This window comes from Mycobacterium sp. pV006, assembly GCF_041287115.1.
Classification (GTDB): Bacteria; Actinomycetota; Actinomycetes; order Mycobacteriales; family Mycobacteriaceae; genus Mycobacterium.
The window spans coordinates 291588-305352 of record NZ_JBGGKT010000003.1 but is presented as its reverse complement, the minus strand read 5'-3'; the positions used below and the strand labels follow the sequence as shown (position 1 = coordinate 305352).

Below are 13765 nucleotides of genomic sequence, written 5' to 3'. Positions count from 1 at the left end.
AAACCTCGGTTACTGTTCCCACCGACAATCACTTTCAGCGGAGGCGAGCACACATGACAGCGGAATCGGAGCAGACGCAGTGGACCGTGCAGGGTCTGCTCGACTTGTTCGAGGCCGAGCCGAGCGGTGAGAACACCTACACGGTGCCGACGGGACCGGCCGGTGAGGACGAGCGCCAGGTCGTCGAGGGCACCCAGATCCTGGCCGCTTCGATCGTGGCTGCTGCCAAGCGATTTCCGGACAAGTCGATCCGCTCGGTGTACTCGGTGTTCGCGCGCGCCGTGATGGTCGGCGCCGGCCCGGTCGAACTTCAGGTCGACGTGGTCAGTGCCGGTCGGTCCACGGCATCGGCGGTGATCACCGCCGTGCAGAACGGCAAGCGGTGCATCACCACCACCGTGCTGGCCGATGTCCCGACCGAGGATGTCATCCGCCACCACGTGCCCAAGCCCGACGTCGCCGGTCCCGCGGAGGCCAACGTCTCGCCGATGCCGATGGTCGGCCGGGAGTTGCGCCTGGTCGACGTCGTCGACGTCAACAGTCCCGACGAGGTCGGGCCGCCGGAGATCCACGCGTGGCTGCATTACGACCCGATCCCGTCGCGCGACGACCTGGCCAAGGCGTTGGTCGCGTATTTCACGGGCCACCTTGGTATCTCGACGACGATGCGCGCGCACGAGGGCATCGGCACCAGCCAGGCGCACCTGACGGTGTCGACAGCTCCGATGACGGTCTCGGTGAGCTTCCACGAACCGTTCGGCTGGGACGGGTGGCTGCTCTACAGCCATGAGAGCACCCAGGTGGGGGCGGGTATGTCCTACGTGCGCGGCACGGTGCACACCGAGGCCGGCGAGCTGCTCGCGTCGTTCACCCAGGACGCGCTGATCCGGCCGCTGCGTACCACCGACACCGCGATCAAGGAACAGTCGAGGCTGTAGCCGATCTCAGGGCGGACTGCAGCACTTCCAGCGGCAGTCCGCCGAGATCGAGTGCGCGCCGGTGAAAGTCCTTGAGTGCGAGGCCTTTTCCGGTGATCTCGGCGCGGAGCTGTTGCCAGATCCGCGCGCCGATGGCATACGACGGTGCCTGGCCGGGCCAGCCGAGGTAGCGGTCGAGTTCGAACTGCAGGTGCTCGGCGTTCATCGCACTGTGCGCGGTCAAGAAGCTCCACGCCCGCTCGGCGTCCCAGACGCCGCCGTCGGGTGCGCGCATCCCGCAGTGCACACCGATGTCGAGGACCACCCGGGCCGCGCGGAAACGCTGCGCGTCGAGCATGCCGATGCGGTCGCCGGGGTCGTCGAGCCAGCCCAACTCGGCCATCAGCCGCTCGGCGTAGAGCGCCCAGCCCTCGCCGTGTCCGGAGACCCAGCAACCGAGCCTGCGCCACCGGTTGAGCCGGTCGGCGAGCAGGACCGCGCGGCCGATCTGAAGATGGTGGCCCGGGACCCCCTCGTGGAACACCGTGGTGGTTTCCTGCCACGTGTGGAACGTGTCCACACCGTGGGGCACCGACCACCACATCCGTCCGGGCCGGCTGAAGTCCTCCGAGGGACCGGTGTAGTAGATGCCGCCGGCGTGGGTGGGCGCGATGCAGCACTCCAGTTGCCGCAACGGTTCGGCGATGTCGAACTCGGTGTCGGCCAGGGCCGCCACCGCCCGGTCGGACAGATCCTGCATCCAGGCCTGCAGCGCGTCGACCCCGTGGATCAGGTAGCGCTCCTCCTGATCGAGGCGGCGCAGTGCCTCGTCGACGGAGGCGTCGGGATACAACCGCCGGGTCAGTGCTTCCTGCTCGGCCACCACGTCGTCGAGCAACGACAGGCCCCACTCGTAGGTCTCGTCGAGGTCGATCGTGGCGCCGAGGAACATCCGCGACCACAACCGGTAGGCATCGCGGCCGACGCCGTCCTGCGTGCGCGCGTGCGGGGCGATCTCGTCGCCGAGGACGCGCCCGAGTTCCCGGAAGGCGTGCGCGGCGTTGGCGGCGTGACGCTGCAGATCGTCGTGCAGCGTGGGATTGCCGGGAACCGCTTCGGCGACCAGGTCCAGCAGCAGTTGCTGGACGCTGGAGGACTGGTCGATGCCGCGGGCGACCTGCCGGACCGCCGGTGGATTCCCGTCGGTCACCGCGGCGCGCAGCGCATCCGCATAGCCGGCGACCCGGTCGGGCAACCGCGACAGCCGCCGACCGATGGTCTCCCAGTCCTGCTCGCTCTCGGTGGGCATCAGGTCGAACACCTTGCGCATCGTCTGCAACGGCGAGGCGATGACGTTGAGCTCACCGACGTCCAGACCGGCGTCGTTGAGTTCGACGACCACACCCAGTCGCTCACGCATCGCGGCCATCGTGACGACGTCGACATCGTCGGCAGCGGTGAGGGTGTCGAGCTCGCGCAGTGCGCGACGGGCCGCGTCCGCGCGCGCGGCGACACCGTCGGGGGAGTAGTCGGTGATGTCGTCGTCGTGGCCGGTGATGCCCGTTTCCGTTGCGGCGCAGGGATCGAGCTGTGTCAACATCTGCAGGTACCGCTCGGCGACGGCGTCGACGGCGGTGGCCGGCCTACCCAAGGTTGCGTGCCGCGAACGTGTCGCAGGTCGCCGGGTCGCCGGTGCGGTACCCCTCGGTGAACCACTTCTGGCGCTGCGCCGCCGACCCGTGGGTCCAGGCCTCGGGATTGACCCGTCCGGTCGCGGCTTCCTGGATGCGATCGTCACCGACGGCGGCGGCCGCCGACAGGGCGTCCTCGATGTCCCGGTCGGTCAGCGGTTGCAGGAACGCGACGTCGGTCCCCTCCTGCGTGGTCGTGGCGGCGTGGTGCGCCCAGACCCCGGCGTAGCAGTCGGCCTGCAGTTCGGTGCGCACCCCGGCGCCGGTCGGACCCTGGGCGCCGGGTCCCTGGGCCCGGCCCAGCACGCCCTGCAGATTCTGGACGTGGTGCCCGAACTCGTGGGCCACCACGTACTCCTGGGCCAGGGGGCCGCCGCTGGCGCCGAACTGGTGCTGCAGCACGTCGAAGAACCCGACGTCGAAGTAGGCGGTCGTGTCGGCCGGGCAGTAGAACGGTCCGACGTCGCTGGTGGCGTTCCCACAGGCGGTGTCCACGTCGTTGGTGAACAACCGGACCTGCGGCCGGGTGTACTGCCCGGGCAGCAGTTGCGCCCAGATGGTGTCCAGTGAGTTGCCGGTGGCCAGCACCCGGCACTCGACGATCGCGTTGGCGTCGGCGCCGGTCTGGCACTGCTCGAGGTCGAACCCCGGGGCGGCGAAGCCGTCGGTGTTGTACGGCTGCTGGGGCGCCACGGTGCTGGGATCGACGCCGAGCAGCAGGGCCACCACGACGATCAGCAGCCCGCCCACACCGCCGCCGACGGCGATGCCGCGGCCCGGGCCGCGGCCGGAGCCACCGCTGGACGAGGCCGTACTGGTGTCGATGCGGATGCCTTCGTTGAAGGTCATGCCGGCTAGCTTCGCACATGGCGGCATGCCGGCACACCGACTCGAGGACTACACGGAGGCGAAACGCTTCGCGCTGTAGTCCCGCAGGTTGTAGAGGAATTTTTGGAACAGCCAGGCCATCACCGGCCGGCCCAACGTCATGCCGGCGCTGGCGGCCAGTCCCTTGGGCTTCATCGCCATCACCCAGGTCAGGTGGCAACCACCGGGGGTGCGCACCACGCGGTAGTCCTCGGCGAATGCTGCGATGCTTCCCGTGGAGGCTGCGTTGAACCGAAATGCCATGCGCCGGTACGGCTCCCAGGCCAGGAACTCCTCGTCGCCGACGATGCCGCCACGCATGGTGACCGTCCGGGTGGTGCCGACGCCGCGCGGTTCCGGGCTGGTCCATTCCACGTCGGTGATGACGGTGGCCCATTGTGGCCACGACCGGGCGTCGGCGAGCACCTCGAACAGTTGCTCGGGGGTGATCGACAGGTCGACGGTGCTGACGAACCGGAACGGCGCCGACTCGGTGAAGCTCAGGTCAACGGGTTCGCACGGGTGGCGCTGGGCCATGGCACCTCCTCGGTGAGTGAACAACTCGCGCATATTGTCTACCTGAGGGTCTGCGCGTGCCACCACACGGTGGTCCGGTTCGACCTGCGGGGCCTCTAGACTGATCCGTCGACCTTTGTCCCGCGAACAGGAGTACTTCGTGCTGCGCAGTCATGCCGCCGGATCGCTGCGGCCCACCGATGCCGGCCAGACCGTCACGCTGGCCGGGTGGGTCGCGCGCCGACGCGACCACGGTGGCGTGATCTTCATCGACCTGCGCGACGCGACCGGGGTCTCGCAGGTCGTCTTCCGCGAGGGGGAGGTGCTGGCCCAGGCCCACCGCCTGCGCGCCGAGTTCTGCGTCCTGGTGACCGGACGGGTCGAAATCCGTCCCGAGGGCAATGCCAACCCGGAGATCGCCACCGGTGAGGTCGAGGTCAATGCGACCGAGCTGACCGTGCTGGGGGAGAGCGCGCCGCTGCCGTTCCAGCTCGACGAGACCCCCGGCGAGGAGGCCCGACTCAAGTTCCGCTACCTGGACCTGCGCCGGGAGGGCCCGGGAAAAGCGTTGCGGCTGCGCTCGCAGGTCAACGCCGCGGCTCGCGGTGTGCTGGCTGCCCATGATTTCGTCGAGATCGAGACGCCCACCCTGACGCGGTCCACCCCGGAGGGTGCCCGCGACTTCCTGGTCCCGGCGCGTTTGCAACCGGGTTCGTTCTACGCCCTGCCGCAGAGCCCCCAGCTGTTCAAGCAGCTGCTCATGGTCGCCGGGATGGAGCGCTACTACCAGATCGCGCGGTGCTACCGCGACGAGGACTTCCGGGCCGACCGCCAGCCGGAGTTCACCCAGCTCGACCTGGAGATGAGCTTCGTCGATGCCGATGACGTCATCGCGGTGTCCGAGGAGATCCTGCGCGCACTGTGGGCGTTGATCGGTCACGACCTGCCGCTGCCGCTGCCGCGGATCAGCTACGCCGAGGCAATGCGTCGCTTCGGCACCGACAAGCCCGATCTGCGGTTCGGGCTGGAATTGGTCGAGTGCACCGACTACTTCAAGGACACCCCGTTCCGGGTGTTCCAGGCGCCCTACGTCGGCGCGGTGGTCATGCCCGGCGGTGCGTCGCAGCCGCGACGCACGCTCGACGGGTGGCAGGAGTTCGCCAAGCAGCGCGGACACAAAGGCCTCGCCTACGTGCTCATCGGTGAGGACGGCGAACTCGGTGGGCCGGTGGCCAAGAACCTCTCCGACGCCGAGCGCGCCGGACTGGCCGCCCACGTCGGCGCCAATCCCGGTGACTGCGTGTTCTTCTCGGCCGGTCCGGCCAAGGCCGCCCGCGCGCTGCTGGGAGCCACCCGCATCGAGGTCGCCAAGCGACTGGACCTGATCGATCCCGATGCCTGGGCGTTCACCTGGGTGGTGGACTGGCCGATGTTCGAGTCTGCCGAGGAGGCGACGGCTTCCGGCGACGTGGCGGTGGGCTCGGGCGCGTGGACCGCGATGCATCACGCGTTCACGGCCCCCAAACCCGAGTCCGAGGCCACGTTCGACACCGACCCGGGATCGGCGTTGTCCGACGCCTACGACATCGTCTGCAACGGCAACGAAATCGGCGGCGGCTCGATCCGTATCCACCGCCGCGACGTCCAGGAACGGGTGTTCGCGATGATGGGCATCGACAGTGCCGAGGCCCAGGACAAGTTCGGTTTCCTGTTGGACGCGTTCACCTTCGGCGCGCCTCCGCACGGCGGCATCGCCTTCGGGTGGGACCGCATCACCGCGCTGCTGGCCGGCGTCGACTCGATCCGCGAGGTGATCGCCTTCCCGAAGTCCGGCGGCGGCGTGGATCCGCTGACCGACGCCCCGGCCCCGATCACCGCCCAGCAGCGCAAGGAGTCCGGAATCGACGCCAAACCGGACAAGCTCGACAAGGCATGAGCGACAAGCGGACGCTCTACAGCGACGCCGCAGCTTTGTCTGCCTTCAACCGCGACGTCGTCGAGGAGTTCCGCGCCAACGAGGGACGGGTCGGCGGCTCGTTCGAGGGAGCCACGCTGCTACTCCTGCACACCCGTGGCGCCCGATCGGGACAACCGCGGCTGTCTCCGCTGGCCTATCTGACCATCGACGACAAGATGATCATCGTGGGTTCCTACGCAGGAGCGCCGAACAACCCCGCGTGGGTGCACAACCTGCGAGCCGATCCGGCGGCGCGCATCGAGGTGGGCACCGACAGCTACGACGTCGTCGCCCGCGAGCTGACCGCCGAAGAACGTGACCGGACGTATCCGAGAATCGTCGCGCTCGCGCCCGTGTTCGCCGACTACCAAGCCAACACCGCGCGGCTGATCCCGCTCTTCGAGCTCGTTCGCGTCCAACCGTAGGTTGACGTTGCACGCAATTTTTTCGGCGCAAAAATGAGAGCGGCTAACCACATCACGATACGATCCGCCGGTGATGGCCGCTGAGGAGCCCAAGTCCACGTCGCGTCCCACCCGAGCTCAGCGCGCCACCGTCCTGACGACGTTGTTCGCCGTGCTCGCGGTGTACATCGCCTCGATCGTCGGGTACCAACTGCTGAATACGTCGCCGGAGCCCTTCGAGTTCTCCGAGGCCGCCGTCGACGACCAGACCTCGGTGATCATCCGGCTGCGCGACCTGGAGACCGCCGAGAACCGGCTCGCGGTCGACGTGCTGCTGCACCCGGGGCAGGACCTGATCGCCGACGGACCGGAGGTGCTCAGCAATCCGGTTGTGCGCCTGAGCTCGTGGACCGACACCCACGAGTTGATCTATGTGCGCGACGAACTCAAGAGCAACTCGTCAACCACGGAACTGACCGCCGTCGGCGATCCCGACAACTGGCCGCTGGACACCTACGTCAGCAACGTGCACGGGGTGGAGGCGTTCCTGGGTGAGGGCGATGCCCGGCGCCGACTCGACGCGCGGATCATCGTCGCGGGCAACGTGAACGGCTGGACCGTCGAGAGCAACCTCGACACCATCGATGCGCCGTGGGGCACGATCCCCAGCGTTCAGTTCACCCTCGAACGGACCCGCGGGGCCCACGCCATCGACGTGGGCATCCTGCTGGTGTTGCTCGTACTGCCGGCCACCGCCTTGTTCGTCGCCATCGAGATGCTGCTGGGCAGGCGAAAGTTCCTGCCGCCGTTCATCACCTGGTTCGCGGCCATGCTGTTCGCGGTGGTACCGCTGCGCAACGTCCTGCCCGGGTCACCCCCGCCGGGTTCGTGGGTCGACCTTGCCGTGATCCTGTGGGTGCTGCTGGCGCTGGCCGGGGCGATGGTGATGTTCATCATGGCCTGGTGGCGGCAGACGAAATCCGAACTCGGGCACCCTTAGTCGAGTCGCTCGATGATCGTGGCGTTGGCCATCCCGCCGCCCTCGCACATGGTCTGCAACCCGAAGCGTCCACCGCGTTGATGCAGCGCATTGACCAGGGTGGTCATGATGCGCGCCCCGCTGGCGCCGAGCGGGTGGCCGATCGCGATCGCGCCGCCGTTGACGTTGGTCCTGGCCAGATCGGCACCGGTGTCACGCGCCCACGCCAGCACCACCGGCGCGAAGGCCTCGTTGACCTCGAACAGGTCGATGTCGGCCAACCCCAGTCCTGCGCGCCCCAGCACCTTCGCCGTCGCCGGAATCACGCCGGTGAGCATGTAGAGCGGATCGGAACCCACGGCGACCGTGGTGTGGATCCGGGCCAGCGGTCGCAGCCCCAGCCGGCGGGCCGCGGCACCGCTGGTGATCATCAGCGCGGCGCTGCCGTCCGACAGCGGGGAACTGTTGCCGGCCGTGATGTGCCAGCCGATCTGCGGGAACCTCGCGGCCACCGCGTCGCTGTAGAACGCCGGCCGCAGCCCGGCCAGCGTCGCCACCGTGGTGTCGGGGCGGACGATCTCGTCGGCCGCCAACCCGGCGATCGGTGCCAGTTCGGCGTCGAACAGTCCGTCCTTGGCGGCCCGGGCGGCCTTCTGGTGGCTGGCGGCGGAGAACTCGTCGAGCTCGGTACGCGAGAGCTGCCATTTCGCCGTGATCAGCTCGGCGCTGATGCCCTGCGGGACCAGCGGTTCGGGGTAGCGGGCGGCCATTCCCGCGCCGAACGGGTCACTACCCGGCAGCACCGACGAACCCATGGGGACCCGGCTCATCGACTCCACCCCCGCGGCGATCACGACGTCGTAGGCGCCGGCCACCACGCCGTGGGCGGCGAAGCTGACGGCCTGCTGGCTGCTGCCGCACTGTCGGTCGACGGTCGTGCCGGGCACGCTCTCGGGGAAACCCGCTCCGAGAAGCGCATTGCGGGCGATGTTGGCGGCCTGGTCGCCGGCCTGCGTCACCGCGCCGGCGATGACGTCGTCCACCTCGGCAGGGTCGACGCCGGTCCGATCGACCAGCGTGCGCAGGCTGTGGGCGAGCAGGTCGGCGGGTAGGACGTGGTGCAGTGCGCCGCCGGGCTTGCCCTTCCCGACGGGGGTGCGCACGGCACCGACGATGACGGCATCGCGATCGGAATAATCGGACATCGGGTCCTCCTGGACTCAGCTCTGAGTATGGATATCTATACTCAGATCTAACACCTGAGTTCAGTTTCTACAACCCAGCCGGGGAAGTGATGTGCATGACAGTTCTGCAGGGTGCGCTGGCCGACCGCGACGCCTGGTCGGCGCGCGGCCACTGTCCGATCGAGAAGACCATCGGCGTCGTCGGCACCAAGTCGGCCCTGCTGCTGATGCGCGAGGCCTACTACGGGACAAGGCGATTCGACGACTTCGCACGCCGCGCCGGGATCACCAAGGCGGCGGCCTCGGCCCGCCTGTCCGAACTGGTCGACGCTGGACTGCTGACCAAACAGCCCTACCGTGAGCCCGGCCAGCGGGTGCGCGAGGAATACGTGCTCACCGAGGCCGGTTTCGACTTCATGCCCGTGGTCTGGGCGATGTTCGAATGGGGTCGCAGACACCTCGGCGGCAGTCCGGTCCGGCTGACCCACCGCGACTGCGGCGCGCCGACGTCGGTGGTGTTGCGCTGCGCCCAGGGCCATGACGTGACCCCGGACGAGCTCGGCGTCGAGGCGGTGGAGGGCTGAGGCGGTCAGCGTGGCCGCGTCGGGTGTGATGGGATCAATGACCATGGGCAGTAGGGGCGCGTGATGATCTCGCCTGCTCCCGGTGTGGGACACCTCGAGGACCCGCTGGCGCGCTACCGGCGCAGGCGGGCGCAGCAGGCGCTGTTCGATGTACAGGCCCGCGGCCCGAGCCCCGGCTACGACGAATTCGTCGACGCGGCAGGCGATGTACGTCCGGCGTGGGAGGAATTGGCCGGCGTGGTCCGGGACCGCGGCCGGGTGGGGCTGGACCAACTGCGCGCCACCGTCCGCGACCTCGTCGACAACGACGGCATCACCTACATCCGGGTCGACGACCCCGACGACGACACCGGACCCACTCCGGTTCCGTGGCGGCTGGACCCGCTGCCGATCGTCGTGTCGGCCACCGAGTGGGACCGGTTGGAAGCCGGTCTGGTGCAGCGATCCCGGCTGCTCGATGCGGTGCTGGCCGACATCTACGGCCCGCAGCGCGCCGTCACCGACGGGGTGCTGCCGCCGCAACTGCTCTACGGCCACCCCGGCTACCTGCGCGCCGCCCACGGACTCGCGATCCCGGGGCGTCACCAACTGTTCCTGCACGGTTGCGACGTCAGCCGAGCGTCCTCGGGCGACTTCCTCGTCAACGCCGACTGGACACAGGCCCCCTCGGGGGCCGGCTACGCGCTGGCCGACCGACGGGTGGTCGCACACGCGGTGCCCGACCTCTACGAACAGATCGCACCTCGGCCCGCCTCACCCTGGGCGCAGGCGCTACGCCTGGCACTGATCGACGCCGCACCGGAGTCGGCGGAGGAACCCGTGGTGGTCGTGCTCAGCCCGGGCAACCACTCCGAGACCGCGTTCGACCAGGCCTACCTGGCCGGCCTGCTCGGTTTCCCGTTGGTCGAGAGCGCCGACCTGGTCGTACGGGACGGCAAACTGTGGATGCGTTCGATGGGCACCCTCGAGCGCGTGGACGTGGTGCTGCGCCGCGTCGACGCCGACTACGCCGATCCGCTCGATCTGCGCGCCGACTCGCGCCTCGGTGTCGTGGGGCTGGTGGAGGCGCTGCGCCGCGGATCGGTCACGGTCGTCAACACCCTGGGCAGCGGAATCCTGGAAAGTCCCGGGGTACAACGGTTCCTGCCGGACTTGGCGCAGTCGCTGCTGGGGGAGACCCCGCTGCTGGCGACCCAGCCGATGTACTGGTGCGGTATCCGGGCCGAGCGGTCCCACGTGCTGGCCAATCTGACGTCCCTGCTGATCAGACCGGTCACCGGCGGCGACGTCATCGTCGGGCCCGAGCTGTCGAATGCCCGACGTGCAGAACTCGAAGCCGCGATCACGGCCGAGCCGTGGCAGTGGGTCGGTCAGGAACTGCCCGAGTTCTCCTCTGCCCCTGCGGCACATACGGTCGGCGGCCTGACGTCCTCGACGATCGGGATGCGGCTGTTCTCCGTGGCCCAGCGCGGTGGGTACGCGCCGATGGTCGGGGGGCTGGGCTATGTGCTGGCGCAGGGCACCTCGGCGTATCGCCTGAACTCCGTTGCGGCCAAGGATGTCTGGGTACGCACCGCGGCGCGGGCGACCGCCGAGAAGAAGGCCGAGGTGTCCGGGCTGCCCTCGCCGGCGATCTCGAGCCCGACGCGCGAGGTCAGTTCGCCACGGGTGCTGTCGGACCTGTTCTGGATCGGCCGCTATGCCGAAAGGGCCGAGCACATGGCCCGTCTGCTCACCGTCACCCGGGAACGGCACCACGAGTTCCGCTACCGCAAGAACGCCGACGGCAGCCAGTGCGTGCCGGTCCTGTTGACCGCGCTGGCCGAACTCACCGGCGAGCCGGTCGACACCGAGGACATCCCCGAGATGCTGGCCACCGTGCCGTCGACGTTGTGGGCGCTGACCGCCGACCGGCACCGGGCCGGCTCGCTGGCGCAGTCGATCGAACGCCTCGGCCTGGCCGCCCGCGCGGTGCGCGACCAGATGTCCAACGACATCTGGATGGTGCTGGCCGCGATCGAGCGTGCGCTCCTGCGGGCCCCCGAACGCCCGCCCGAGTCCAAGGTCGAGGGCGAGACCTTCCTGGCCACCACCAACAACCTCGCGCTGGCCGGGATGCTGGCCCTGTCGGGGATGATCGCCGAGTCGATGGTGCGCGACGTCGGCTGGACGATGATGGACATCGGCAAGCGGATCGAACGCGGACTGGGACTTTCGGCCCTGCTGGGCAGCGCGCTGACGACGGCGCGGACCCCGGCGGCCGAACAGACCGTCATCGAGTCGGTGTTGGTGGTGTGCGAGTCGCTGGTGATCTACCGGCGGCGCAACCCTGGTGTGGCAAGTGTGGGCGCGGTGGCCGAGCTCGTGCTGTTCGATGCGACGAATCCGCGCTCGCTGGTCTACCAACTCGAACAGCTCCGCGCAGATCTCCGGGTGCTGACCGGCGCCTCGGGATCCTCCCGCCTGGAACGCATGCTCGACGACATCGCGGCGCGGCTGCGGCGCACCGAACCCACCGACCTCGAAGACGTCGACGCCGACAGCCGACGTCGCGAGCTCGCCGGGCTGCTGGCGGCCACGCACCGCGACCTGGCCGATCTGGCCGCAGCGATCAGTGCCACGCACCTTTCGTTGCCCGGAGGGATGCAGCCGCTGTGGGGGCCCGACCGGCGGAGGCTGCTGCCGTGAGCGCACGCTGTTACGAGATCACCCACCGCACCGAGTACCGCTACGCCGATGAGGTCACCAGTTCCTACGGGCGGGGTTTCCTCACCCCCAGGGACTCGCCGCGGCAGCGCTGCCTGTCGCACGAGCTGATCATCGACCCCGAGGCCGACGACAGCTCCACCAGCCGTGACGTCTACGGCAACCTCACGTCCTACTTCCACGTCGTCCACCCCCACCGCAGCCTGCGCATCACCAGCCGATCGGTGGTCGAAGTCGACCCACCCCCACCCGAGCTCTATGCGGGTCCGTCGGCGCGCGCGCCGTGGGAGATCGCCCGCCCGGTGGGGCCCGACGGAGCCCGAGCCGTCGAGTTCACGCTGGACCTGCAACCGCCGGAGATCACGGATGAGTTGCGTGCCTATGCGGCACCGAGTTTCGTCTCCGGACGGCCGCTGATCGAGGTCCTGACCGACCTGAACACACGCATTTACACCGATTTCACCTACCGCTCGGGGTCGACCACGGTGTCGACCAAGGTCAGCGAGGTTTTGGCGGCGGGCGAAGGGGTATGTCAGGACTTCGCGAGGCTCGCGATCGGATGCCTGCGCGCCAACGGACTGGCAGCCAGTTACGTCTCCGGATATCTGGCCACCGACCCTCCGCCCGGAAAGGACCGCATGGTGGGCATCGACGCGACTCATGCCTGGGCGTCGGTATGGACGCCGCAGAACGAATGGTTGGGCCTGGACCCGACCAACGATCAGATGGTCGACGAGCGCTACGTCACCGTCGCTGTCGGCCGCGACTACGCCGACGTGCCCCCGCTGCGGGGGATCATCTACACCGACTCCGAGAGCAGTGTCATCGACGTCTCGGTGGACGTGGCGCCATGTGAAGGGAAGATGACGCATGCGTGACTTCACGTGCCCCAACTGTGGGCAACGACTGGCCTTCGAGAACTCCCTGTGCCTGAATTGCGGCAGCTCCCTGGGGTTCTCGCTCGACGAGATGGCACTGCTGGTGATCGCGCCGACCGAGGAGAGCGAGCACGCCGGCGCCGTCGACGAACACGAGTACCAGCTGTGTGCGAATCTCTATCTGGCAGAGTGCAACTGGTTGGTGGAGAAGAGTCCGCTCGGCAAGTTGTGCGTGTCCTGCGCGTTGACCCGCACCCGTCCCAACGACGCCGACACCATCGCGCTGGCGGCGTTCGCGGCCGCCGAGCGCGCCAAGCGCCGGTTGATCGCGGAACTGCACGAACTCAAGCTGCCCGTCGTCGGCCGTGACGTCGACCCGGAGTTCGGGCTGGCGTTCGACCTGCTGTCCAGCCAGTTCGAGAAGGTGTTCACCGGGCACGCCGACGGCGTGATCACCCTCGACCTCGCCGAAGGCGACGACGTGCACCGCGAGCAGTTGCGCATCTCGATGGACGAGCCGTACCGCACCCTGCTCGGACACTTCCGGCACGAGATCGGTCACTACTACTTCTATCGCCTGGTCGGCAGGTCGCCCCGCTACCTCGAGCGGTTCGGCGAACTCTTCGGCGACCCCGACCTCGACTATCAGGCCGCCCTGGACCGGCACTACAGCGAGGGGGCGCCCGCGGGCTGGGAGGACGACTACGTGTCCTCCTACGCCACCATGCACCCTGCCGAGGACTGGGCCGAGACCTTCGCGCACTACCTGCATGTGCGTGACACCCTCGACACGGCCGCGGCGTTCGGGTTCGCCCCGGCCAACGCGACCTACGACAGGCGGTTCCTCGGGCCCAGCGGCTTCGACACCATCATCGACATGTGGCTGCCGCTGTCGTGGGCACTGAACATGGTCAACCGCTCGATGGGCAAGGAAGACCTGTATCCGTTCGTGCTGCCGCCGCCGGTGCTGGACAAGATGCGGTTCATCCACACCGTGGTCGACGAGGTCACCTCCGACCCGGCCAAGCTCGCCGAGATCGGCGCCCCGCTCGCGGATCAGAAGCAACAGCTCGGGTGAGCGG

At 68.8% G+C, this 13765-nt stretch carries 12 protein-coding genes; 8 read left to right on the top strand and 4 right to left on the bottom strand.

Going from position 1 to position 13765, the window contains the following annotated elements:
- Positions 1–53 precede the first annotated feature (53 nt).
- Complete coding sequence (locus tag ACAG25_RS07470) at positions 54–938, top strand: acyl-CoA thioesterase (RefSeq protein ID WP_370487697.1); 885 nt, start codon at positions 54–56, stop codon at positions 936–938.
- Here ACAG25_RS07470 and ACAG25_RS07465 read toward each other — a convergent pair.
- The 3 genes from ACAG25_RS07465 to ACAG25_RS07455 are packed head-to-tail and all read right to left on the bottom strand — an operon-like array spanning position 916 to position 4012.
- Positions 916–2568, bottom strand: a complete 1653-nt coding sequence (locus ACAG25_RS07465) for a DUF885 domain-containing protein (protein ID WP_370487696.1) — start codon at positions 2566–2568, stop codon at positions 916–918. The two genes, ACAG25_RS07470 and ACAG25_RS07465, sit on opposite strands and share 23 nt — an antisense overlap.
- A complete protein-coding gene (locus tag ACAG25_RS07460; RefSeq protein WP_370487695.1) occupies positions 2561–3457 on the bottom strand; it encodes a neutral zinc metallopeptidase in 897 nt (298 codons plus the stop codon). The genes ACAG25_RS07465 and ACAG25_RS07460 overlap by 8 nt, the downstream gene beginning before the upstream one ends.
- A gap of 48 nt (positions 3458–3505) precedes the next feature.
- A complete protein-coding gene (locus tag ACAG25_RS07455) occupies positions 3506–4012 on the bottom strand; it encodes an SRPBCC family protein (protein ID WP_370487694.1) in 507 nt (168 codons plus the stop codon).
- Between the two features lie 139 nt (positions 4013–4151).
- Here ACAG25_RS07455 and aspS point away from each other — a divergent pair, with 139 nt between their 5' ends.
- The 3 genes from aspS (at position 4152) to ACAG25_RS07440 (ending at position 7352) form a co-directional block, all read left to right on the top strand.
- Positions 4152–5927, top strand: coding sequence for an aspartate--tRNA ligase (gene aspS, locus ACAG25_RS07450; RefSeq protein ID WP_370487776.1), 1776 nt, complete (start codon positions 4152–4154; stop codon positions 5925–5927).
- Positions 5924–6373, top strand: a complete 450-nt coding sequence (locus tag ACAG25_RS07445; RefSeq protein ID WP_370487693.1) for a nitroreductase family deazaflavin-dependent oxidoreductase — start codon at positions 5924–5926, stop codon at positions 6371–6373. The genes aspS and ACAG25_RS07445 overlap by 4 nt, the downstream gene beginning before the upstream one ends.
- 73 nt (positions 6374–6446) lie before the next feature.
- A complete protein-coding gene (locus ACAG25_RS07440) occupies positions 6447–7352 on the top strand; it encodes a DUF4436 family protein (protein WP_370487692.1) in 906 nt (301 codons plus the stop codon).
- Here the strand turns inward: ACAG25_RS07440 and ACAG25_RS07435 are convergent.
- On the bottom strand, positions 7349–8536 hold the full coding sequence (locus ACAG25_RS07435; RefSeq protein ID WP_370487691.1) for an acetyl-CoA C-acyltransferase: 1188 nt from the start codon (positions 8534–8536) through the stop codon (positions 7349–7351). The genes ACAG25_RS07440 and ACAG25_RS07435 overlap by 4 nt on opposite strands.
- Before the next feature lie 95 nt (positions 8537–8631).
- Here ACAG25_RS07435 and ACAG25_RS07430 point away from each other — a divergent pair, with 95 nt between their 5' ends.
- From ACAG25_RS07430 to ACAG25_RS07415, 4 genes are all read left to right on the top strand, one after another.
- Complete coding sequence (locus tag ACAG25_RS07430; protein ID WP_370487690.1) at positions 8632–9099, top strand: winged helix-turn-helix transcriptional regulator; 468 nt, start codon at positions 8632–8634, stop codon at positions 9097–9099.
- Positions 9100–9162: 63 nt separating this feature from the next.
- Positions 9163–11787 carry a circularly permuted type 2 ATP-grasp protein gene (locus ACAG25_RS07425; RefSeq protein WP_370487689.1) on the top strand — a complete coding sequence of 875 codons (2625 nt, stop codon included), beginning with the start codon at positions 9163–9165 and terminating at the stop codon, positions 11785–11787.
- Positions 11754–12683, top strand: coding sequence for a transglutaminase N-terminal domain-containing protein (locus ACAG25_RS07420; protein WP_370487688.1), 930 nt, complete (start codon positions 11754–11756; stop codon positions 12681–12683). The genes ACAG25_RS07425 and ACAG25_RS07420 overlap by 34 nt, the downstream gene beginning before the upstream one ends.
- Positions 12676–13761, top strand: coding sequence for a putative zinc-binding metallopeptidase (locus tag ACAG25_RS07415; protein WP_370487687.1), 1086 nt, complete (start codon positions 12676–12678; stop codon positions 13759–13761). Before ACAG25_RS07420 ends, ACAG25_RS07415 begins: the two co-directional genes overlap by 8 nt.
- The last annotated feature ends 4 nt before the right edge of the window (positions 13762–13765 follow it).